Annotated in this window: 18 protein-coding genes; 9 read left to right on the plus strand and 9 right to left on the minus strand. The window is 68.2% G+C overall.

The genetic code is table 11. The features are described from left to right. Window positions 1-379: 379 nt before the first annotated feature. A complete protein-coding gene (locus BO996_RS11630) occupies window positions 380-1,288 on the plus strand; it encodes an SDR family NAD(P)-dependent oxidoreductase (protein WP_013803405.1) in 909 nt (302 codons plus the stop codon). Window positions 1,289-1,558: 270 nt separating this feature from the next. Beyond that, entirely contained in the window at window positions 1,559-3,088 is a 1,530-nt protein-coding gene (gshA, locus tag BO996_RS11635; protein ID WP_071954808.1) for a glutamate--cysteine ligase, read from the plus strand. Window positions 3,089-3,095: 7 nt separating this feature from the next. Here the strand turns inward: gshA and BO996_RS11640 are convergent, their stop codons facing one another. Beyond that, window positions 3,096-3,308 carry an oxidoreductase-like domain-containing protein gene (locus BO996_RS11640; protein ID WP_012204391.1) on the minus strand — a complete coding sequence of 71 codons (213 nt, stop codon included), beginning with the start codon at window positions 3,306-3,308 and terminating at the stop codon, window positions 3,096-3,098. Window positions 3,309-3,310: 2 nt separating this feature from the next. Continuing rightward, the gene (locus BO996_RS11645; protein WP_043823769.1) at window positions 3,311-3,553 is read right to left on the minus strand and encodes a hypothetical protein; all 243 of its coding nucleotides are present in this window, start codon (window positions 3,551-3,553) and stop codon (window positions 3,311-3,313) included. Window positions 3,554-3,720: 167 nt separating this feature from the next. Here BO996_RS11645 and ylqF point away from each other — a divergent pair, with 167 nt between their 5' ends. Both ylqF and BO996_RS11655 read left to right on the plus strand, forming a co-directional pair. Then, complete coding sequence (gene ylqF, locus BO996_RS11650; RefSeq protein WP_012204393.1) at window positions 3,721-4,674, plus strand: ribosome biogenesis GTPase YlqF; 954 nt, start codon at window positions 3,721-3,723, stop codon at window positions 4,672-4,674. Window positions 4,675-4,810: 136 nt separating this feature from the next. After that, a complete protein-coding gene (locus BO996_RS11655; RefSeq protein WP_071954809.1) occupies window positions 4,811-7,102 on the plus strand; it encodes a putative bifunctional diguanylate cyclase/phosphodiesterase in 2,292 nt (763 codons plus the stop codon). An 84-nt stretch (window positions 7,103-7,186) separates the two neighbouring features. On the opposite strand, the gene BO996_RS11660 is transcribed toward BO996_RS11655, so the two are convergent. Beyond that, on the minus strand, window positions 7,187-8,383 hold the full coding sequence (locus BO996_RS11660; RefSeq protein ID WP_071954810.1) for a M20 aminoacylase family protein: 1,197 nt from the start codon (window positions 8,381-8,383) through the stop codon (window positions 7,187-7,189). A gap of 244 nt (window positions 8,384-8,627) precedes the next feature. On the opposite strand from BO996_RS11660, the gene BO996_RS11665 reads away from it, so the two are divergent. Next, window positions 8,628-9,620, plus strand: a complete 993-nt coding sequence (locus BO996_RS11665) for a DHH family phosphoesterase (RefSeq protein ID WP_071954811.1) — start codon at window positions 8,628-8,630, stop codon at window positions 9,618-9,620. On the opposite strand, the gene BO996_RS11670 is transcribed toward BO996_RS11665, so the two are convergent. Continuing rightward, a complete protein-coding gene (locus tag BO996_RS11670) occupies window positions 9,560-10,429 on the minus strand; it encodes a pseudouridine synthase (protein WP_071954812.1) in 870 nt (289 codons plus the stop codon). The genes BO996_RS11665 and BO996_RS11670 overlap by 61 nt on opposite strands. 194 nt (window positions 10,430-10,623) lie before the next feature. Between BO996_RS11670 and BO996_RS11675 the strand changes: the two genes are divergently transcribed. Then, window positions 10,624-11,622: a diaminopimelate dehydrogenase gene (locus BO996_RS11675; protein ID WP_071954813.1), complete on the plus strand. Its 999-nt coding sequence runs from the start codon at window positions 10,624-10,626 to the stop codon at window positions 11,620-11,622. Here the strand turns inward: BO996_RS11675 and BO996_RS11680 are convergent. Beyond that, window positions 11,619-12,992 (minus strand): MFS transporter, encoded by a 1,374-nt coding sequence (locus BO996_RS11680; protein WP_013803397.1) that lies wholly within the window; start codon window positions 12,990-12,992, stop codon window positions 11,619-11,621. The genes BO996_RS11675 and BO996_RS11680 overlap by 4 nt on opposite strands. A gap of 90 nt (window positions 12,993-13,082) precedes the next feature. Here BO996_RS11680 and BO996_RS11685 point away from each other — a divergent pair, with 90 nt between their 5' ends. Both BO996_RS11685 and cls read left to right on the plus strand, forming a co-directional pair. Further along, the gene (locus tag BO996_RS11685; RefSeq protein ID WP_012204400.1) at window positions 13,083-13,430 is read left to right on the plus strand and encodes a MoaF-related domain-containing protein; all 348 of its coding nucleotides are present in this window, start codon (window positions 13,083-13,085) and stop codon (window positions 13,428-13,430) included. A gap of 366 nt (window positions 13,431-13,796) precedes the next feature. Further along, window positions 13,797-15,245 (plus strand): cardiolipin synthase, encoded by a 1,449-nt coding sequence (cls, locus tag BO996_RS11690; RefSeq protein ID WP_071954814.1) that lies wholly within the window; start codon window positions 13,797-13,799, stop codon window positions 15,243-15,245. Between the two features lie 61 nt (window positions 15,246-15,306). On the opposite strand, the gene BO996_RS11695 is transcribed toward cls, so the two are convergent. Next, the gene (locus BO996_RS11695) at window positions 15,307-16,149 is read right to left on the minus strand and encodes an META and DUF4377 domain-containing protein (RefSeq protein ID WP_071954815.1); all 843 of its coding nucleotides are present in this window, start codon (window positions 16,147-16,149) and stop codon (window positions 15,307-15,309) included. Between the two features lie 332 nt (window positions 16,150-16,481). Between BO996_RS11695 and BO996_RS11700 the strand changes: the two genes are divergently transcribed. Next, window positions 16,482-17,060: a DUF2242 domain-containing protein gene (locus tag BO996_RS11700; RefSeq protein WP_071954816.1), complete on the plus strand. Its 579-nt coding sequence runs from the start codon at window positions 16,482-16,484 to the stop codon at window positions 17,058-17,060. Window positions 17,061-17,082: 22 nt separating this feature from the next. Here BO996_RS11700 and BO996_RS11705 read toward each other — a convergent pair whose 3' ends face one another. From BO996_RS11705 to BO996_RS11715, 3 genes are all read right to left on the minus strand, one after another. Continuing rightward, window positions 17,083-17,955, minus strand: coding sequence for a peptidoglycan DD-metalloendopeptidase family protein (locus BO996_RS11705; RefSeq protein WP_071954817.1), 873 nt, complete (start codon window positions 17,953-17,955; stop codon window positions 17,083-17,085). Between the two features lie 113 nt (window positions 17,956-18,068). Continuing rightward, on the minus strand, window positions 18,069-20,351 hold the full coding sequence (locus BO996_RS11710) for a DUF3300 domain-containing protein (protein WP_071954818.1): 2,283 nt from the start codon (window positions 20,349-20,351) through the stop codon (window positions 18,069-18,071). A 183-nt stretch (window positions 20,352-20,534) separates the two neighbouring features. Further along, the gene (locus BO996_RS11715) at window positions 20,535-20,852 is read right to left on the minus strand and encodes a DUF2322 family protein (protein WP_013803391.1); all 318 of its coding nucleotides are present in this window, start codon (window positions 20,850-20,852) and stop codon (window positions 20,535-20,537) included. Window positions 20,853-20,898: the final 46 nt, after the last annotated feature.

Consider the following 20,898-nt stretch of genomic DNA (forward strand, 5'->3'; position numbering starts at 1 on the left):
TTCTGCCTGTTTTTTAAGCGGATTGCATGTTTGCCTTTTGAATCAATGACTTGTGTGGCTTATCCCGCCCGCTGTGAAAGTTGTTCACAAGATTGTTCAGGGTGAGACGGGATAAGTCGGGCAGACGACTTGTGGATTTGATTAAAAAATAGGCAAAAGAAAAAAATCCATTCAAAACAATCGCTTGGATCACCAGTCCCGGGCCAGCACATGGTTGTCCACAGGCTTGTCACGCAATGGTGGGGACAAGGCTGGCGGCCCTGCCGCAGTCGCTTGGGCAACCGGAATGAAGGCGGCGTCCGTCTACATTGCTGGGTGACCGGCGCCTTGCCATCCGGCGGGCGGAGCCGGCATCCAATGCAACAAAGGGAGCATCTCCATGGCGATTGAGTTTGAAGGCCGCGTGGCCATCGTGACGGGGGCCGGCGGCGGCCTGGGGCGTCTGCATGCGCTGGCGCTGGCGGCGCGCGGCGCCAAGGTGCTGGTCAATGATCTGGGCGGCGCGGTCGATGGCAGCGGCGGCTCGGCCACGGCGGCCCAGGCCGTGGTGGATGAGATCCGCGCGGCGGGCGGCCAGGCGCTGGCCAACGGCGCATCGGTCACCGATTTCGCGGCCGTGCAGGCCATGGTGCAGCAGGCAGTCGATGCCTGGGGCCGCGTGGACATCCTGGTCAACAACGCCGGCATCCTGCGCGACAAGAGCTTCGCCAAGATGGACATGGATGATTTCCGCCTGGTGGTGGAAGTGCACCTGATGGGCGCCGCCCATTGCTGCAAGGCCGTGTGGCCGCACATGCAGGCGCAGAACTACGGGCGCATCGTGATGACCACCTCGTCCACGGGCCTGTATGGCAACTTCGGCCAGGCCAACTACGGCGCGGCCAAGCTGGCCCAGGTCGGCCTCATGCAGACGCTGGCCATCGAAGGCGCCAAGCACGGCATCCATGTGAATGCGCTGGCGCCCACGGCGGCCACCCGCATGACCGAAGGCCTGATGCCCGAGGCCGTGCTGGCCGCCCTCAAGCCCGAGGCCGTGGTGCCCGCCATGCTGGTGCTGGCCCACGAAAGTGCGCCCACACGTACCACGCTGTGCGCAGGCGCGGGCGGCTTCGAGGCGGCCTTCATCACGCTGACCGAAGGCGTGTATCTGGGCCAGGGCGATCAGGTGCCGGAGCAACTGGCTGCGCAACTGGCCCAGGTGCTGGACCGCAGCGGCGAACAGGTGCCCGCCAGCGGCGCCGCGCAGGGTACGCTGGAAGTGGGCAAGGCCATGGCCGCTGCCCGTTGATGAAGCGGGGGCCGGCAAGTGATTTCACCGCTGGCCGGCCAGCCCTTGCCCGGCGTCAAGGCAGGGCCGGCCGGGAGGGCGAAACTCTGACATATTCCTTTCGCTCGCGGCGGTGCCATGCGGGGCAACAGGCCAAAACGCGTGGTTAAGCGGACAGGCGCCATCGCGTTTCCTGCCGTTTCTCTATCATTCGGCGTCCGGGTCGGGTCCGCCGGGAATCCTGGTGGTTTCCGTGTGGGCCGGTGCCCATCAACGAATCGGTAAACAAGAATGAAAACATCGCAGGCATCCATGGCGGTTCCCGATCCCCAGCGGCTCAAGGGCATACGCCGTGGCATAGAAAAGGAGGGCCTGCGCGTGCTGCCTTCCGGCAGCCTGGCGCTGACGCCGCATCCCCTGGCACTGGGCTCGGCGCTCACGCATCCGCACATCACCACCGACTACAGCGAATCGCAGATCGAGCTGATCACGGGCGCGCGCCTGGGCGTGCAGGAATGCCTGGACGAGCTGGTGCAGATCCACCAGTTCGTGCTGCGCAGCCTGCGCGATGCGGGCGGCGAGATGCTGTGGTCGTCCAGCATGCCCTGCCAGCTGCCCACGGACGAGACGATTCCGCTGGCGCGCTATGGCTCCTCGCATTCGGGTCGATCCAAGAGCGTGTACCGCATGGGCCTGGGCCATCGCTATGGCCGGCGCATGCAGACCATCTCGGGCATCCACTACAACTGGTCGCTGCCCGGCGTGACCAGCGACCAGTATTTCTCGCTGATCCGCAATTTCCGGCGCCATGCCTTCGTGCTGCTGTACCTGTACGGCGCATCGCCCGCGCTGTGTCCCTGTTTCGTCGAGGGGCGCGAGCATGGCCTGAAGCCGCTGGGCAATACGGGCCAGGCGCTGTACCTGCCCCATGCCACCTCGCTGCGCATGGGCCGCCTGGGCTACCAGAGCGATGCGCAGGCCAGCATCAACGTCAGCTACAACGGCCTGGAAGGCTATGCGAATTCGCTGCATGAGGCGCTGACCCATCCCTACCCGGCCTACGAGATGCTGGGCGTGCGCAATCCGGGCGGCGACTACAACCAGCTGGGCACGGGTCTGCTGCAGATCGAGAACGAGTTCTACGGCACCATCCGCCCCAAGCGCACCGTCAGCCGTGGCGAGCGCCCGCTGCATGCCCTGCGCGAGCGCGGCGTGGAGTATGTGGAAGTGCGCCTGATGGACCTCGATCCTTTCGAGGATGTGGGCATTGCCGCCCCTACCATGCGCATGCTGGACGTGTTCCTGCTGCACTGCCTGAATGCCGACAGCCCGCCCGATACGCCGGCCGAGATCGCCGAACTCAAGCACAACCAGCACCTGACCGCCGAGCGTGGCCGCGAGCCCGGCCTACAGCTGGTGCGCGCGGGCCGCGAGGTGCCGCTGCGCGACTGGGCCCATGAAGTGCTGGACCAGTGCCGCCCCTATGCCCAGGCGCTGGACAGCACGCATGGCACGCACGATTACAGTGCCGCGCTGGCCCAGGCGCTGGAACGCCTGGAGCATCCCGAGCGCACGCCGTCGGCCCATGTGCTGGGCGAGCTGACGGGCGAGTACGGCAACAGCTTCTCGCGCTTCACGCTGGCCCGTTCCGAGCAGGCCCGCGATTCGCTGCTGGCCCTGCCCTGGAGCCAGGCTCAGCAGCAGCGCTTCGAGCAATGGTCGGCGCAGTCCGTGCAGGACCAGCGCGACATCGAGGCCGCGGACACGCTGTCCTTCGAGGAATGGCGCCTGCGCTACATGTCGCCCGAGAACCTGCGCTGACCGTGCCTCAGCCAGGTCCGCCGCTCAGGGCCTGGCCTGCATCCTCGCACCAGAACAGCACGGCGTCGTAGAAGCCTTCCCAGACGCAGCCGTTGCAGCCGCGGCCGCAGCAACTGGTGGGCTGGGGCGGCGCCGGGCGCAGTGCAATGCCTGCAGCCTGGGCGCGCTGCTGCCAAAGCCCGATCTGCGACAGCGCCTGCTCCAGCGGGCCCTGCACCATGCTCAGCGCCGCGCCTTGCTGCGGCGCACCACAAACAGCACGATGAAGGCCGTGCCCAGCAGCAGGGCGAACCAGCCGACCAGGTACGACTGGGCCATCATCTGCACGATGCCCCCGGGTGCCATGAACTGCGGCGCCAGCAGAATCACCAGGCCGATCACGGCGCAGGTCACTCCCTTGATCAACAGTTCGATGTCGGCCTTGCGCGAGGCGGAGCGGGAAGAGGGGGTATCGGGCAAGGACATAGGCAGTGAGGCGGGGCGTAAAAGCGGGGGACAATTGCGGCTTGCGCAAGAAAGAATGAAGCCTGCGGTCTGCGCTGGGGCGCAGCGCGCTGTTCCATCCTGTCTGCGCAAGCCATGAATTATCCTTGCGCCCCTGCCAGTTCCCCCGTTTCCCAGAAAGTAATCCCATGGCCATACAGTGGTTCCCCGGTCACATGAATCTCACGCGCAAGGTGATCACCGAGCGCGTCAAGGAAATCGATGTGGTCATCGAAGTGCTGGATGCGCGCCTGCCGGGGTCGAGCAGCAACCCGCTGCTGCAGGAGCTGACGGGCCACAAGCCGCGCCTGCAGGTGCTCAACAAGCAGGACCTGGCCGATGCCGCGCGCACGCCGCTGTGGCTGGACTGGTACAACGCCCAGAGCGACACGCGCGCCATTGCGCTGGACGCCTCCGAACCCGCACCCACGCGCCGGCTGATCGAGGCCTGCAAGCTGCTGGCCCCCAACCGTGGCGGCATGGCCAAGCCCATGCGCGTGCTGATCTGCGGCATTCCCAACGTGGGCAAGTCCACGCTGATCAACTCCATGAGCGGCAAGCGGCAGGCCAAGACGGGGGACGAGGCCGGCATCACCAAGCTGGAGCAGCGCATCGTGCTGGCCGACGACTTCTACCTCTGGGACACGCCCGGCATGCTGTGGCCGCGCATCATCGTCGAGCAAAGCGGCTACAACCTGGCCGCCAGCGGCGCCGTGGGCCGCAACGCCTATGACGAGGAACTGGTGGCGCTGGAGCTGCTGGGCTATCTGCAGAAGAACTACGCGGACCTGCTGGAGGCGCGCTACAAGCTGGGCCTGGACAACGAACGCATTGCAGCCCTGCATGACGACGAACTGCTGGACGCCATCGGCCGGCGCCGCGGCGCCATGATGAGCGGCGGACGTGTCAATCTGCAAAAAGCTGCCGAGCTGGTGCTCACGGATTTCCGCGGAGCAATCCTGGGCCGCATCACGCTGGAGACGCCCGACGAATACGCGCAGTGGCTGGCCGTGGGCCAGGAACGCGATGCCGAGCGCCAGGCGCGCAAGGACGCCAGCAAGGCGCGCAAGCGCCCCCCGCGCGAGCGCAAAAGCGCGCCCTGAGGCACCGCCGGCCTGCGCCGGCATACCCCGTTTGGTGCAAGAGAGCGTCCGACCGGGGCGGTGGCACAACCACCACAGCCGCAGGCGGCGCCGACCGCTAGCATGTTGAGTGTTCTTTCTCTGTTGGGGCTTTTTCATGCGGCGTCATCGAGTCGAGGCGGAAATCCATTTGTCCCTGCGCCGGGTCGTTCTGGTCGGCAGCCTATGGATCACCAGCCTCACCGTGCTCCTGGCCATGGCGCTTCTGACGCAGGACCCCGTTCCCTGGCCCAGCGTTCGGCTGAACCTGGTTGCCGCCGGCGTGAGCTTCGGCGCCGTGCTGCTGGGCTGGCGCCGGCACTGGAGGCTGGCCTCCAATCTTCTGGTCTGGGGCACCTGGGTGGCAGCCGTGACCGTGGTGGCTGCCACGGGCGGCGTGCAAAGCAGCTCGGTGCTGGCCTTTCCGGCCTTGCTCGTCATGTGCGCCTGGGTGCTGGGCGTGCGCACCACGCTGGCCATGCTGGTGCTGTCCGTGCTGGCCATGGCCGCGTTCTGGGTGGCGGGCCGCGAGGGCGTTGACTGGATAGGCCAGCGCGAAACCTCGCCCGTGTTCTCCATGCTGTACTTCGTGGGCATGCTGGGGCTGACGGGCACGGTCACGCTGATGGCAAGGCGCAGCCTGATCCGCCGTGCCCAGGAACTGCAGGACACGCTGGGCTCGCTGGAGCAGCACCAGGACGATCTGCGCAAGTTCTACCGCGCCGTGGAGCAGAACCCCGAAAGCATCGTCATCACCGACGTGCACCAGAACATCGTCTACGTGAACGAGGCCTTTTTGCAGCGCACCGGCTTTGCGCGCAACGAGGTCCTGGGCCAGCCCACGCACCGCTACTCCACCATGGGCCTGGACGCGCCGGCCTGGGAAGAGGCCTTGCACCAGCTGGGCCGGGGCGCGCTGTGGCGCGGCCAGATGACCAACCGCACACGCCAGGGCGAGGACCTGCCCGAGGCCGTGCTGGTGGCGCCCATACGCGCCTCGGACGGCAGCATCGTCAACTATGTGGAACTCAAGCAGGACCTGTCCGAGCGCATGCGCGCAGAACGCCAGATCCATGCACTGGCGCATTTCGACGCGCTCACCGGCCTGCCCAACCGCCTGTCGCTGACCCAGCGCCTGCGCGCGCTGGCGCGCGAATTCCGCGAGGGCGGCAAGGGCGGTGAGCCGCGCCACGGCCTGCTGCTGCTGGACATGGACCGCTTCACCGCCTTCAACGATGTGCGCGGCACGGTGCGCGGCGATGCGCTGCTGGGCGCGCTGGCGCTGCGCCTGGCCGATGCCCTGCCCGACGGCGTGCTGCTGGCCCGCATGGGCGCCGATGAATTCGCCGTGCTGCTGGAGAAGGCCGGCCAGGAGGCGGCCGAGGTCGATCAGCACATGCGCGCCCTGGCCCAGGTGCTGCAGGACGCGCTGGAGCGGCCGCTGTGGCTGGAGGAAACCGGCGAGGAAGTGCAGGCCAGCTGCAGCATTGGCGCGGCCAGCTTTGCCGCCTCGCGCACCGACAGCGGTGGCCACGATGTGCTGCGCCGCGCGGGCGTGGCCCTGCACCAGGCCAAGCAGGCCGGGCTGGGCCAGGTCGTCATCTTCCAGCCCGACATGGCCGAGGCCGTGGGCAAGCGCTTTCGCATCGAAAAGGACTTGCGCCGCGCCATTCCTGCCGGCGAGCTGCAGCCCTATCTGCAGTCTCAGGTGGACCACATGGGGCGCTGTGTGGGCGCCGAGGTGCTGGTGCGCTGGAACCATCCGCGCCTGGGCATGGTCGAGCCCGGTGATTTCATTCCCGTGGCCGAGGAATCGGACCTGATCGTGCAACTGGGCGACTGGATGCTGGAGCAGGCCTGCCGCATGCTGGTGCGGCCCGAGTTCGTGCAGCAGGGCTGGCGGCTGTCAGTCAACGTCAGCTGGCGGCAGTTCCGCCAGCCCGACGTGGTGGACAAGCTCAAGCGCACCCTGGCCGCAACCGGGGCCGACCCGCGCCGCCTCACGCTGGAGGTCACCGAAAGCGTGGTCATGCGCGATGTGGACGAGGCGCGCGAGCGCATGGCCGAGCTGCAGCTGCTGGGCGTGGAGATGGGGCTGGACGACTTCGGCACCGGCTATTCATCGCTGGCCTATCTGCAGCGGCTGCCGTTCCGTGAACTCAAGATCGACAAGTCCTTTGTGCAGGACTGCCATACCTCGCCGGGCAATGCCGCCATGGTGGAGGCGATCCTGCTGCTGGCCAGACGCCTGCGCCTGCGCGTGGTGGCCGAAGGAGTGGAGACCGAAGAGCAGGCCGGCACGCTGCGGGCTTGGAATCAGGACGTGCTGTTCCAGGGCTACCACTACGGCCGGCCCCTGCCGGCGGTCGAGTGGGTGGATCTGCAACTGGGTGCGCCTGCCGGCGTGTGAAAGCCGGCGCAAGGGCCTGCGTGTGAGGGCCAGCGCAAGAGCCTGCGTGTGAGGGCAGGCCCGAGAGCCTGCGTGTGACGGCGTTCAGGTCCTGGACTGTTCCAGCCAGCGGCGCGCCAGCAGGTCCCAGAAGCGTGCGCCGCGCCCCAGGTTGTCGTCGTTGAAGTCGTAGCCGGGGTTGTGCAGGCCCACGCCGGGCTCGCCCGTGGCGGGGCCGTTGCCTATCCAGCCATAGGCGCCGGGCACGGCCTCCAGCATGAAGCCGAAGTCCTCGGCCGTCATGGCCGGCAGGATGTTGGCGTGGGTGCGGTCCTCGCCCACCGCCTCGCGCATCACCTCGGCCATGAAGCGGGCCTCGTGCGCATGGTTGGTGGTGTTGGGATAGCCGGGCTTGAGAATGAACTCGGCGCGGCACAGATGGGCAGCCGCCACATGCTCGCTGATGCGCTGCATGCCTTCGATGAACATCTGCTGCGTCTCGGTCCTGAGGGCGCGCACCGTGCCGAAGATGCTGGCCTCGTCGGGAATGATGTTCTCCACCGTGCCGCTGGTGATCTTGCCCACGGTGAGCACGGCGCTGTCCAGCGGATCGGTGCTGCGCGACACCAGGGTCTGCAACTGGCCGACGATGGCGCAGGCCACGGGAATCGGGTCCAGTGTGGTGTGGGGCATGGCCGCGTGGCCGCCCTTGCCGTGCACGCGGATCTCGAAGCGCAGCGTGGAGGCCATGATGGGCCCCACGCGCACCGCCATCTCGCCGGCAGGCAGGGCAGGCCAGTTGTGCAGCGCGAACACGGCCTCGCAGGGGAAGCGGTCGAACAGGCCGTCCTCCATCATGGCCTTGGCGCCTGCGCCGCCTTCCTCGGCGGGCTGGAAGATCAGGTGCACCGATCCATCGAAATCCGGCTGCTGCGCCAGCAGCGTGGCCGCGCCCAGCAGCATGGTCGTGTGGCCGTCATGGCCGCAGGCATGCATGCAGCCCGGGTTCTGGCTGGCGTGGCCGAAGGCGTTGAGCTCCGTCACCGGCAGCGCATCCATGTCGGCCCGTATGCCGATGCTGCGGCCCGGGTTGGCGGCGCTGCGCCCCCGGCCGTGGATGCTTGCCACCACGCCGGTCCTGCCCAGCCCGCGGTGCACCTGCAGCCCCAGCGCCATCAGGTAGGCCGCCACCTTGTCGCTGGTGCGGTGCTCCTCGTAGCGCAACTCGGGGTTGGCATGCAGGTCGTGGCGGAACTTCAGCAGGGAGCCGAGGTGGGGGGTGATGTCGGGTGTGGATCGCATACAGGGGCCGCGGCGGCCTGCACGCCCGGCGGGTCAGCAGGCGGTCGCAGCAATTCAATGACAAGGCGGACATGATAGGTCCTGTGGTTTGCCTGAGGCGCCTGCCGGGGCGATAGGCCTTGTGCTGCCCAGGCTTTGCACTACGTTCCTTGCGAGCAGCCCGCGCAATGCCCGGCTGCCCAGGGTGCCCGGGCGCTGGAGCAAGTGCAGGGGAATGGCGCCAGGACCGACAATCGCCCCCATCATGAAAAACACCATCCTGCCCCTGCAATTGTTCGTGCGCCCCGAGCATGACGATCCCCAGCCCCTGATCCTCTACCACGGCCGCCGCTGCCCGGACGGCTACGGCGCGGCACTGGCGGCCTGGCTGTACTACGGCGGGCAGGCCGAATTCCGGGGCCTGGACCATGGCGAGATCCAGAAGGCCGACGACCTGGGCGAGCTGGCCGGCCGCGCCGTCTACGTGCTGGACTTCGCCTTCGAGCCCGAGCTCATGGCCGAGATCGAGTCGCGCGTGGCCAAGCTCGTGGTGCTGGACCACCACAAGAGCGCTGCCGAAAAGCTGAGCGGCTACCAGTGCCGCTGCGGCGTCGTGCACTTCGACATGAACAAGTCCGGCGCGCGCCTGGCCTGGGAGTTCTTTCAGGCCGACAAGCCCGTGCCCGGCCTGATCCGCTTCATCGAGGACCGCGACATCTGGAAGTGGGAATTCGCCGAGAGCGCGGGCTTTCTCGCGGCGCTGGACATGGAGCCGCGCAGCTTCGAGCGCTGGGCCGAGATCGCGGCCTTCACGCCCGAGCAGGAAGCCGCCTTCATGGCGCGCGGCGGCGCCATGGACGAAAAATTCCAGAAGCTGTGCGCCGACATTTCCGAGGCGGCCCAGCCCCTGGTCTTCAACGGCATGCAAGGGCTGATGGTCAACTGCCCCGGCATGTTCCACAGCCAGGTCGGCGACCTGCTGGCGCGCCAGAGCGGCAGCTTCGCGCTGATGTGGCATGCCAGCACCAAGGGCGTGAAGATCGGCCTGCGCTCGCGCTCGGAGTTCAACTGCATACCGCTGGCCGAGAGCTTTGGCGGCGGTGGCCATGCCCAGGCCTGCGGCTTCAAGATGGGCAACGAACGCCTGGTGGAGCTGCTGTCTGGCGTGCTCAAGGCCGATGCCTCGGCCGACTACGCCTACGTGGCAGCGCCGCTGATGGAGCAGCCTGAAACGGGCGCGCCTGCCGAAGCCGTCTGATCCGGCCGGGCCGTCGCCGGCAGGCCCGCACAGGCCTGCCAGCCGGGCAGAGCGCACAGCGCGCGCCAGTGCTGCACATCGGCCACATGGCCCAGTTGCTGCCAGTCGGCCTCAAAGCGCAGCGGCTCGCCCGTCATCGGGTGCGCCAGCTCCAGCGCATGGGCGTGCAGCCAAAGCCGCTGCAGGCCCAGCCGCTCGGCCCACCAGCGGTTCAGCGGTCCCTTGCCATGCGTGGCATCGCCAATGATGGGATGGGCCACATGCTTGAGATGGCGGCGTATCTGGTGGCGCCGGCCCGTGGCGGGCAGGGCCTCGACCAGCGAGACCCGCGTGGCCGCGTGGCGCGGGTCAAAGGCCTCGGGCCATTCCAGGCGCGCCAGGCAGCGCAGCGAAGTCTGTGCGGGCTGGGCTGGCGCGTCCTCTGGCGCATCGTCGGGTCTGAGCGCGTGGTCCACCTCCACCGCATCCGGCAGCCAGCCTCGCACCAGCGCCAGGTATTGCTTGCGCACTTCCTGCCCGGCAAAGGCCTGGCCCAGCCGCTGGGCGGCCTGGGCATGCAAGGCCATGACCAGCACGCCGCAGGTGCCCTTGTCCAGGCGGTGCGCGGGGTACACATGGCAGCCCAATTGGTCGCGCAGGGTCTGCAGCACAAAGCGCGTCTCATGCGCATCCAGTCCCGTGCGGTGCACCAGCCAGCCTGCGGGCTTGTAGACCGCCACCAGATGCTCGTCGCGCCAGAGGATGTGCAGCGGCGCGTCGTCGGGCTCTGGCGGCTGGGCCGGGGAGGGGATGGATGAAGGCTGGAACATGAGGGCGTGAGTGTAGGCGCTGTCCGCCCACCGCCAATGCAGGCCCCCGTGCACTACCCCCGTGCAGGGCAACGCAGTGCTGCCTGCCATTGCACGACTGGCGGCGTGATGGCGATGCAAGATCGCGCCTGGTTCTGCGCCGCCGCGTGAACCGGAGTTTCTGAACCCCTCTCAAACGCACCACACCACACCGCATGGACCATCGCAGCACCGCTCCCATCCGCATCGCCATCGTCGGCCACGGCAACCTGGGCCGTGGCGTGGAGGCGGCCATTGCCCGCAACCCCGACATGGCGCTGGCCGGCATCTACACCCGCCGTGATCCGGCCCGGCTGTGTCCGCTGCAGCCCGGCACGCCCGTGCACGGCATGGACAGCCTGCTGGCCCATCGCGCCGGCATCGACGTGCTGGTGCTGTGCGGCGGCTCCAAGGACGACCTGCCGCAGCAGTCGCCCGCGCTGGCCGCGCATTTCAGCCTGGTGGACAGCTTCGACACCCATGCGCGCATTCCCGAGCATTTCGACCGGGTGGATACCGCCGCCCGCGCAGCCGGCACCACGGCGCTGATCTCGGCGGGATGGGACCCGGGCATGTTCTCCCTGCAACGCCTCATGGGCGAGGCCCTGCTGCCCGATGGCGCCACCTACACCTTCTGGGGCAAGGGCCTGAGCCAGGGGCACTCGGACGCCATCCGCCGCATTCCCGGCGTGGCCGGGGGTGTGCAGTACACCATTCCCGTGGACGAGGCCGTGCAGCGCGTGCGCAGCGGCGTGCGGCCCGAGCTGTCTGCGCGCGAGCGCCACCGGCGCGAGTGCTTTGTGGTGCTGGAGCAGGGGGCCGATGCCGATGGCGTGCGCCAGGCCATCACCGGCATGCCGCATTACTTTGACGAATACGACACCACGGTGCATTTCATCAGCGCCGAGGAACTTGCCCGTGACCATGCGGCCATGCCGCATGGCGGATTCGTCATCCGCAGCGGCCGCAGCTCGCAGGGGCTGCACCACTCCATCGAATACCGCCTGCAGCTGGACAGCAATCCGGAATTCACGGCCAGCGTGCTCGTGGCCTATGCGCGCGCCGTGCACAGGCTGCAGCAGTCTGGGCAGACGGGCTGCAAGACCGTGTTTGACGTGGCGCCCGGCCTGCTGTCGCCCAGGAGTGCGCAGCAGCTGCGGGCCGAGCTGCTTTAGCCCTGGCCCACGCGGGCCGCGTCTTCCAGCCGGTCCACATCGCGCAGCGGCTTGAACAGGGTCATCCAGCTGCCGACCACGCCCAGCGTGCACAGGCTGCCCACCACGGCAGCCGGCACGGCGCCCAGCCAGGCGGCGCTGGTGCCGGCGCGGAACTCGCCCAGCTCGTTGGACGAGCCGATGAACAGCATGTTCACCGCGTTCACGCGCCCGCGCATGGAGTCGGGCGTGGAAAACTGCACCAGGGCCGAGCGGATGTACACGCTCACCATGTCGGCCGCGCCGGCCAGCATCAGGGCGGCCATGGACAGCCAGAACCAGTGCGACAGCGCAAACACCAGGTTGGCCACGCCGAAGATGGCCACGGCGGCGAACATCACGCGGCCCACATGGCGCTGGATGGGACGGGCCGACAGCCACAGGCCCATGGCCACCTCGCCCACGGTCATGGACGAGCGCAGCAGGCCCAGGCCTTCGGGGCCGACCTTGAGCACCTCGTGCGCATACACGGGCAGCAGGGCCACCACGCCGCCCAGCAGCACGGCGAACAGGTCCAGCGAAATCGTGCCCAGGATGATGGGGCGCGTGCGGATGAAATGGATGCCTTCGCCAAAGCGCTGCCACAGCGAGCCGCCCGCCGGCGCCATGGCCCCGGCAAAGCGCACGGGCACTGTGCCCAGCAGCAGCACGGCCAGCACCAGGGAGACGCCGCAGACCGCATAGGTCAGCACGGCGCCGCCCCAGGCGTAGAGCACTCCGCCCAGCACAGGCGCCGCGATGGCTGCCGTGCGCATCAGCATGCTGTTGGTGGCGAGCGCCTGGGCCAGCTGCTCGCGCGGCACGATCTGCGGCAGCAGGCTTTGCAGGGCCGGCCCCGTGAAGGCGCGGCTGCAGCCGAACAGCACCAGCACGGCATAGATCCAGTGCACATCGTGCGCGGCCGCGCCCTCGTGCCAGGACAGCCACAGCAGCAGCAGGGAGCACAGGGCGGCCACGGTCCAGCTGCCCGACAGCAGGCGCTTGCGGCTCATGCGGTCGCTGAGGTCGCCTGCCGGAATCAGCAGCGCCAGCATGGGCAGGAACTGGGCCAGTCCCACGTAGGCCAGGGACATGGGGTCGCGCGTCAGGTCATACACCTGCCAGGCCACGACCACCGCCTGCATCTGCTGGGCGAACATGGACAGCATGCGCGCCATGACGAAGGGGACGAAGGCGCTGCTGCGCAGGCCGGCAGCGGGGCTGTCGGCCGATGAGGGGGGAAGCGGGGAGGAGGGCAAGATCGGATATCCGTGGAGGAGCACGCGCAGTATCTGCGAAATGCCGGCGCCTTGCTGGCCGTTGTGCCCGCTCCACGCTGCCGACGAAGGCATGCGGTCTGCTCCCACAAACACCCGCGGCGCGGCGCGAGAATATGCCATCACGGGTCAGGCCAGAACCCCGCATCAGAGGAGCAACACACCATGTCCATGTTGTCCATGCAATACGCCGGCACCTTGATCGGGCGCGAAGCGGTCATCGACTTCCCCGACAGCAAGGCTGATGTGCGGTACACGCCGCAAGGCCAGATGGTCTGGCATGTGGTCGATTCCCTGGGCCATGTATCCGATGGCTGCGAACGGCTCAGCTACCTGCAGGTCAGCGACAGCCTGCACTTCCTCAACTGGATCGAGAAAACGGGCTTCACCGTCAGCCAGGTCATCGACACGGCCCAGGGCACGGTGCAGGCCTTCTGGTCGTTTGCCGACCCGGCCAGCGAGGGTGGGCACCGCTCGTCCATGTTCGTCGAAGGCCGTTTCCGCTTCCGTTGAGGCGCCCGCCTGCACGGCGCAGCCCCGCCGCGTGAAACATTGCGGCATCTGCGCGATCTGCCTGTTTTTTCAGCGCCTGCGGCAAACCCATGGCTGGCGCGGCGATGCAGGGTTGTCCCGAAACTTGTCCACAGGCAGGCCCACAGTCGCTGGGCATAACCGTCACGCGGCGGTCATTTTCGTCATCCAGCGGAAAAGTTCCTGGAATGTGGGTGTGCACTATCGTTGAATCCAAGGGTCGACGCGTGCATGGAATTCCGGTTCATTGCCTGAGGCGAGGCCAGCCGCGCGCAGATCCAGGTTTGCCGCCGTGAAACATCCCTTCCGCCCAATCCCGTCCGCAGGGCCCCCGGCTATGCTGGCTGCATGACCTGGCTGTTTCTTGCATTGCATCTGCTGCTCATTGCAGGCTTTGGCCTGCGCATCCTGCTGCGCGACGATGTGCGGCCCGACGTGCGCATGGGCTGGCTCACCGTCATCGTGCTGCTCCCCTATGCGAGCTGCGCGCTGTACTACCTGTTTGGCGAGGTGACGCTGCGCCGCCGAGGCCGGGCCCGGTACCGCAAGGTGCAGGACTTTGCGCCCGGCGCCCCGGTCACGGGCAGCGGCGTGCCGGTGGCGGGCATCGCGCCGCAATGGCAGGCGGCCTTTGGCTATGCGGCGTCCATCAACCACTTTCCCGTACAGCCGGGCCATGCCGCGCAGCTCATGGCCGATGGTGCCCAGGCCCGCGCCCGCATGCTGGCCGACATGGAGGCCGCCCGTCACGAGATCAACGTGCTCTACTACATCTGGCTGGCCGATGACACGGGAACGGCCGTGGCCCAGGCGCTGGTGCGCGCGGCCCGGCGTGGTGTGGTCTGCCGCGCCATGGTGGACGGGCTGGGCTCGCGCGCGCTGCTGCGCTCCGACCTCTGGCAGCAGATGGCCCAGGCCGGCGTGCAACTGGCCGTGGCCCTGCCGGCCAGCCACCCGTTCAGGGTGATGTTCACCAGCCGGCTGGACCTGCGCAACCACCGCAAGATCACCGTGATCGATGGGGCCATCACATACTGCGGCAGCCAGAACTGCGCGGACGAGGCCTTCGCCGTGAAGGCCCGCTACGCGCCCTGGGTCGATATCATGCTGCGCCTGCAAGGCCCGGTGGTGGCGCAGATGCAGCAGGTCTTTGCCAGCGACTGGGCGCAGGCGCGCAGCGCAGACCATGGACTGTCCATGCCCCTGGCCGCCGAACCCGAAGCGGGGCCGGCCGACATGCCCGCCGAAGGCTTTGCCGCCGTCGTCATTGCCGAAGGCCCGGCCGAGCGGCCGCGCTCCACCTCGCAGCTGGTGTCCACCCTGCTGGCCAGTGCGCGGCGCGAAGTGGTGATCTCCACACCCTATTTCATCCCCGATGCCACGGTGTTGGAGGCCCTGTGCGCCGCCGCCTGGCGCGGTGTGCAGGTCACGCTCATCCTGCCGGCGCGCAACGATTCCTGGATCGTGGGCGCGGCCAGCCGCAGCACCTACCGCTACCTGCTGCGGGCCGGCGTCATCCTCCATGAATTCCGCCCCGGCCTGCTGCATGCCAAGACCCTGTGCGTGGACGGGCAGGTGGCCCTTGTGGGCTCCACCAACCTGGACCTGCGCAGCTTCGACCTGAACTTCGAGAACAACGTGCTGCTGCAGGACGAGGCCGTGACCCGCGCCATCCGCCAGCGCCAGGCCGACTACATCCGCCAGTCCGACCGCATCACGGCCGCCCAGGTCCACGCCTGGCACTGGGGCCGCCGCATCTGGAACAACCTGCTGGCAATGCTGAGCCCGGTGCTGTGAGCCTGCAAAGAAAAAGGCCTGCGCAAAGCAGGCCTTCAGGGCTGTTGGGAGGCAGGCGCGCTCAGCGGCCCACGCGCTCGCTCTCGACCACCATGTCCAGCACATAGGCGTAGGCCGATGCGTCGGCGGGCACGTTCTGGCGCTTGTAGCGCTGGATGCGCAGCACGTTGCGGATGCCGGGTTCGTGCTTGTAGCCCTCGATCTCGCTGTAGAAGTTCTCCCACTCGCCGGTGGAGGTCTTCACGCCGTTGTCGCCGTAGCGGATCTCGCGCACGCGCAGGCACTGGAAGTCCTTGATCAGCGGGTGATTGCAGGCCGTGCGCTGGTGTGCCACTTCCAGGAAGATGCGCTCGCCGGCGCTGCCGTACTGGGTCTGGGCCGTGGGCGAGCCGTCGAACTGCCAGCGCGTGCCATCGATGAAGGTGAGCGTCAGGCGCGCAGGCTGCTTGCCTTCGCCCAGTTGCACGGACCATTGCTTGGCCGTGGGCAGGATGCGGGCCACCTTTTGCTCCAACGCCATCAGTTGGTCGTCATCGCAGGCCATCAGCGTGCTGGCGGCGCGTTGGGTGGCGATGCGGTTGCCTTCGGTGCGGTAGCCCGTGGTCACCACGTTGCACAGGTTCTTGACGGCCAGGCGCTGGTCGGCGAATTCCAGTTGCAGGGGCCGCTTGCGCGAGGCGGCGGTCAGGAACCAGCTCTGGTCTTCGGTGCCCTGGGGCGTGAAGGCCTGGCGAAGATTCCAGTGGTAGGCGGTCAGCGATTGGGCATCACCGGGTGGGCCGGCAGGGGCCGACGCCTGGGTCTTGGCGCCTTCTTCGGCATTGCCACCCTTGTCGATATGGCTGCAGGCGCCGAGCCCCATGGTGACGATCACGGGCAGGCACCAGGTCCAGCTTGGCTTCATGTTGAATTCCTTGGTTGATGGGTACGGAGACAGGCTCAGGCGCGGCGGGCTGGTGGCAGCCCTGGCGCGGCATGTGCCGCGCCGGCCCTGGCCGAACCGGGGCACCATAACGCAGATGCGCGGCGGCGCCTGTCAGAACGGGGCGCTATTCACATTCCTTTGCATCTATTTGATGCAGGCGGAAAAAACGGATTGCTGCAAAGTTGCCGGCCGATGCGTTGCGCTCAGGTGAGAATAGGCGGCCAGCCGCCATGCCATCCGCAGGCTGCGGCGCCGGAGCAAGGAGCAGGTTCGTGTATCGACGTTGGAGTGCAGCAAACAGGGTGCGTGGCATGCGCTACGCGGGAGCTTTGGCCATCATTGCAATGCTTGCGGGCTGCGGCTCGACCATTCCCCAGCATGTGCCGGTGCAGGAGAGCTTCGGCTCCACCGAGACCTTCTCGCGCATGTTCGATGCCTCGCCGGCCCAGACCTGCGAGGCAGCGCGCCGCGCGCTGCTGAGCCAGGGCTACATCGCCATGGCGCGCACGCCCGAACTCATAGAGGGCAGCAAGAGCTTCCAGCCCGACCCCGAACTGAACCTGCAGATGAACATCCGCGTGGTCTGCGTGCCCGAGACGGCAGATGGCCAGGTCAGCATCGGCTTTGTCACGGCGCTGCAGGACCGCTATACCTTGAAGAAGAGCGCCAACTCGGCCAGCCTGGGCGTGGGTGCGCTGGGGTCGGTGTCGCTGCCGTTCTCCTCGGGCAGCGACTCCATGGTCAAGGTGGGCAGCGAGACGATTGCCAAGAGCGGTTTCTACGACAGCTTCTTCGAGCTGGTGTCGCGCTACCTGGCGCAGGACCGCGAATCCATCGCCGTGCCCACGCCAGTGGCGCCGCAGAACACGATTCCCTCAGCCAACCACTGACGCCGGCGGGCGCCGGCCCCGTTCAGGCCACCAGGAACAGCGCCGGGTCCACCATGGTGCGGTTGAGCATCACGCCCCAGTGCAGGTGCGGGCCGGTGACACGGCCCGTGGCGCCTACCTTGCAGAAGGCATCTCCCGTGTCCAGCTGATCGCCCAGCTTGCACTGCACACTGCTCAGATGGCAGTACATGCTCAGCAGGCCGCCGCCGTGGTCCAGCCACACGGTGCCGCCGTTGAAGAAATAGTCGCCCACATCCACCACCTTGCCCGGCAGCGGCGCGACGACGTTGGTGCCCGTGGCTGCCGCGATGTCCATGCCGCTGTGCGGATTGCGCGGCTGGCCGTTGAACACGCGGCGCAGGCCGAAGCTGCTGCTGCGGCGGCCCGGCACGGGCTGGCGCATGCGCAGGTCGCCAGGGCGTGCAGGCGGCTCGGTGAACAGCGCCATGATGGTCTGCTGGTGGGCGCGTTCACGCTGGTAGCGGGCATCGTCCTCGGGTGACAGGTCCACGGTCTTGGGCGAGACCTTCAGGCGCTGCTCGGTGTATTTCTTGTCGCGCACTTCGTAGGGCAGGGTGCGCGGTGTGCCCTCGCCCTTCACCGTCACGCCATGCGTGCCGGGCGCCACCGACAGCGCAATGCCGACCACGGCCGTCCATTCGATCATGTCGCCCACCACCAGCACGGGCACGTCGCCGGCCAGCACCTGGGGCCGCTGGGCCGCTGGCCCGAGCGACAGGCGGGCCACGCCACCGGGCACGCGGCTGTCATGCGGCCAGGGGGATTCCCCGGAGGCCGCAGCGGCCCAGGCCGGGACCATCAGGCCGGCGCCCGAGGCGCACAGGGATTGCACAAACAGTCGGCGGGAGCGGGAATTCGTCGTCGGTATCTGCATGAGGGAAGCGGGGGGCTGTGGTCGAGCGCCCCATTGTCCGCCATGCCGGCGCGCCAGCTTGCCATCGCCTCAACGCCATGACGCCATGGCATTCAAATGCGCTTGCGCGCCGCTCAACGGTCCCGGCGCTCGTCGCGCCCGCCGCGCCGCTCCTGTGGGCGGGCCGCGTTGGCCATGCGCTGCTGTTGCTGGCGTTGCTCCTGCTGCGCGCGGGCCTGCTGCTGCTGGGCACGCGCCTGTGCCTGTGCCTGCTGTGCTTGCTGGGCCTGCATGCGTTGCTGCTGTGCAGCCTCGAACTGCTGCTGTCTTTGCTGCTGCGCCTGCCGCTCCTGCATCTGGGCCTGTCTTTGCGCCTGCTGCTGGGCCTGTTGCTGGGCCTGCATCCTGGCCTGCATCTGCTCCTGTGCGCGTGCCTGCTGTTGTTGCTGCTGCTGCTGCATTTGTTGCTGGCGCGCCTGGTCCTGGGAGCGCTGCTGCAAGGCCTGGCGATCGCGCTCGGCCTGTTGGCGGGCCTGGGCTTGCGCCTGAACCTGGGCCTGGTCACGCGCCTGATCCCGCATCTGCGCCTGGGCCTGCATCTGGGCCTGGCGCTGCTGTTGCTGGCGCGCCTGTTCCTCGCCGCGAAGGCGGGCGCTCTGCGTCTCCATTTGCTGCTGTTGCTGCTGGCGCTGGCGCGCTGCATCGGCCATGGAGCGGTCGCGGTCCTGCCTGTCCAGGCCGTTCTGCCGGTCCTGTGGCCTCATGCCCTGCTGCGTGGCTGCGGAAGACCAGGAAGGCACGCGGGAGTCGCGGCCCCTGTCACCCTGCATGGCTGCCGCAGGCAGTGCTGGCGCAGGTCGCTGCGCGGCGCCCGGTGGTGATGAGGGGGCCGATTGCGCAGACTGAGGGGACTGCGGCCACTTGCCGAACTGGCCCGGCTGCGAGGCCGGCACCGGGTTCATACGGGGCTGCAGCGAGGCCTGGGGCCGGTCATCGGGCCTGAGGCCCGGGCGTCCGCGATCGGCGCCATCGTGCCGGGCAAAGCCCTGGGCGCCGCCGGGCGGCACCATGCCTTGGGCGGACGGGGGCGGGCCGCCCTGCGGCGGCCTCAGGCCCAGGCGTTGGGGCATGCCGGAGTGCGCTGCGGCGGCGGCGCCGGCCATGCCTGCGGCACCGGCCAGGGCCGCAGCGGCCATGCCGCCTGAACGTGGTTCACCAGAACGAGAGTCACCAGAGCGCGGGTCGCCCGAGCGAGGATCACCACCTTGCTGCGGGAAGTCAGGGCGGCGCGGCTCGAAGTGCGGGTTGTTCGCGATGTGGGTGACGTTGCCAACGTTGTTGATGTGCGTGTTGTGGATGTTCTGCACCACCGTGGTCGAGCGCGAGACGTAGGTGTTGTTGTTGTAGATCACGGCCGGGCGGCGCGAGGGCGGTGGCGGCGGTTCGTTGCGGTGCCAGCGGTAGCCGGGCTCGCCCCAGCGCATGCCCCAGGAGTTCCAGCCCCAGGGACGGCGGTCCACGGACTCGGCCAGGATCACGCCTGCGCCGAAGCCGATCAGCCCCGCCACCACGGGCGCGGCCGAACTGCCCACGTATACGGGTTGCGGCGCCACGATGGGGCGGTATCCGCCGTACATCGGCACGGGCTCGCCATAGACCACGCCCGGGTCGTACTGCGGCACATAGACGGTGTCAGGCTGGGCAGGTGCGATCTCGATGAACTGCGGCGGCGTGTCGATCACCGGCACGGGCAGCATGGACGACAGCGGCTCGCCCACGGCTTGCGGTGCGGGCTGGGGCACGGGGGGCGGAGCATCGGCCGTGGCCACGGCCACCTTGAGCCGGCTGGAGTCCTTGAGCGTGCCGGCCTTGTAGGCGCGCTGGCGCATCACCTGGATGGCGTTCATCACATCGGCCGGATCGTTGTAGTAGGCCTTGCCCAGGGCCGTGGTCCAGGGAACGTTGGATGACAGCTGCGCCAGCACATTGGGAAACTGCGCCAGCGACTTGACCGAAGGGTCCCAGTCCTGGCTGTTGACGGCGTTTTGCAGTTCCTCGGGCTTGAGGCCGGGGTTCTGCCCCATCCACACCTCGGCGGCGCCGACCTGATCGGGATAGGTGGAGGCGGCCAGCACCTGGGCCACGAGCTTGTCGGGGTACAGCGCAATGGGCGCCACCATCTGGTAGAGCGTCTCGGCCGAAGGCGGCACATAGGCCACGGGCGTGGCGACGGGCTGGGCGCTTTCGGTGGCAGGCGGCAGCGGCGCGCTGGCGGCCTGCGGGGGCTTGTCCTGGGATTCGTTGCAGGCGCTCAGCGCCAGGGCGGCGGCCAGGCCCAGCACGCTCAGGCGCAGGGCGCCAGCGTGGGAAGTTGAGCGGGCCGTGGTGCGTGCTGTGGGCACGGCGGATTGCAGCATTGCGTTCTCCTGGACAGGAACGCCTTGCGCGCCGAAGCGGCAAGGCACATGTCATTTGAACGCCAAAGTGCGCGCTGCGTTGACACCGGCGTGTCAGCCGATGCCCCCAGTGCGCGCAACTTCTGTGACGCGGTGTTTACCCAGGCTGAATCAGGCCGCGCTTAAGCTGCGCTCAGGCCGCGATCAAGCCGCGATCAGGCGGGCCTGGTAGCTCTCGGCACCCTTGGACCAGGCCAGCAGGCGGTCGATGTTGGGGTGCTTGCCGGGGAAGGCGATGGCGTCCTGCGTGTGCTCGGCATACCACTCCAGGCCCAGCTCGGCGGCCGCTGGCGTGATGCTGCCGCCGTACAGCGCGGCCAGCGCGTGGTACACGGCCAGCGAGCCGGTCTGGCCGGGCTTGTTCTCGATGGTGGCCACGACCTGGCCCTGGGCATCGGCCAGCTGCAGCGCGGCGAGGTGGGTGACGGTGGGCAGTTGCTGAAGGCGTGCGGAGAAGTTCATGCTGAAAGGCAAATCAAAGGGGAAAGGGAGAAAGGGACGGGTCCAC

This window comes from Delftia sp. HK171 (assembly GCF_001886655.1).
Lineage (GTDB): Bacteria > Pseudomonadota > Gammaproteobacteria > Burkholderiales > Burkholderiaceae_C > Comamonas > Comamonas acidovorans.

What these genes read in the sequence shown, in the direction of transcription:
- BO996_RS11630 (WP_013803405.1), top strand. Translation starts at nt 380, where the DNA reads ATGGCGATTGAGTTTGAAGGCCGCGTGGCCATCGTGACGGGGGCCGGC.
- gshA (WP_071954808.1), top strand. Translation starts at nt 1,559, where the DNA reads ATGAAAACATCGCAGGCATCCATGGCGGTTCCCGATCCCCAGCGGCTC.
- BO996_RS11640 (WP_012204391.1), bottom strand. Translation starts at nt 3,308, where the DNA reads ATGGTGCAGGGCCCGCTGGAGCAGGCGCTGTCGCAGATCGGGCTTTGG.
- BO996_RS11645 (WP_043823769.1), bottom strand. Translation starts at nt 3,553, where the DNA reads ATGTCCTTGCCCGATACCCCCTCTTCCCGCTCCGCCTCGCGCAAGGCC.
- ylqF (WP_012204393.1), top strand. Translation starts at nt 3,721, where the DNA reads ATGGCCATACAGTGGTTCCCCGGTCACATGAATCTCACGCGCAAGGTG.
- BO996_RS11655 (WP_071954809.1), top strand. Translation starts at nt 4,811, where the DNA reads ATGCGGCGTCATCGAGTCGAGGCGGAAATCCATTTGTCCCTGCGCCGG.
- BO996_RS11660 (WP_071954810.1), bottom strand. Translation starts at nt 8,383, where the DNA reads ATGCGATCCACACCCGACATCACCCCCCACCTCGGCTCCCTGCTGAAG.
- BO996_RS11665 (WP_071954811.1), top strand. Translation starts at nt 8,628, where the DNA reads ATGAAAAACACCATCCTGCCCCTGCAATTGTTCGTGCGCCCCGAGCAT.
- BO996_RS11670 (WP_071954812.1), bottom strand. Translation starts at nt 10,429, where the DNA reads ATGTTCCAGCCTTCATCCATCCCCTCCCCGGCCCAGCCGCCAGAGCCC.
- BO996_RS11675 (WP_071954813.1), top strand. Translation starts at nt 10,624, where the DNA reads ATGGACCATCGCAGCACCGCTCCCATCCGCATCGCCATCGTCGGCCAC.
- BO996_RS11680 (WP_013803397.1), bottom strand. Translation starts at nt 12,992, where the DNA reads ATGCCTTCGTCGGCAGCGTGGAGCGGGCACAACGGCCAGCAAGGCGCC.
- BO996_RS11685 (WP_012204400.1), top strand. Translation starts at nt 13,083, where the DNA reads ATGTCCATGTTGTCCATGCAATACGCCGGCACCTTGATCGGGCGCGAA.
- cls (WP_071954814.1), top strand. Translation starts at nt 13,797, where the DNA reads ATGACCTGGCTGTTTCTTGCATTGCATCTGCTGCTCATTGCAGGCTTT.
- BO996_RS11695 (WP_071954815.1), bottom strand. Translation starts at nt 16,149, where the DNA reads ATGAAGCCAAGCTGGACCTGGTGCCTGCCCGTGATCGTCACCATGGGG.
- BO996_RS11700 (WP_071954816.1), top strand. Translation starts at nt 16,482, where the DNA reads ATGCGCTACGCGGGAGCTTTGGCCATCATTGCAATGCTTGCGGGCTGC.
- BO996_RS11705 (WP_071954817.1), bottom strand. Translation starts at nt 17,955, where the DNA reads ATGCAGATACCGACGACGAATTCCCGCTCCCGCCGACTGTTTGTGCAA.
- BO996_RS11710 (WP_071954818.1), bottom strand. Translation starts at nt 20,351, where the DNA reads ATGCTGCAATCCGCCGTGCCCACAGCACGCACCACGGCCCGCTCAACT.
- BO996_RS11715 (WP_013803391.1), bottom strand. Translation starts at nt 20,852, where the DNA reads ATGAACTTCTCCGCACGCCTTCAGCAACTGCCCACCGTCACCCACCTC.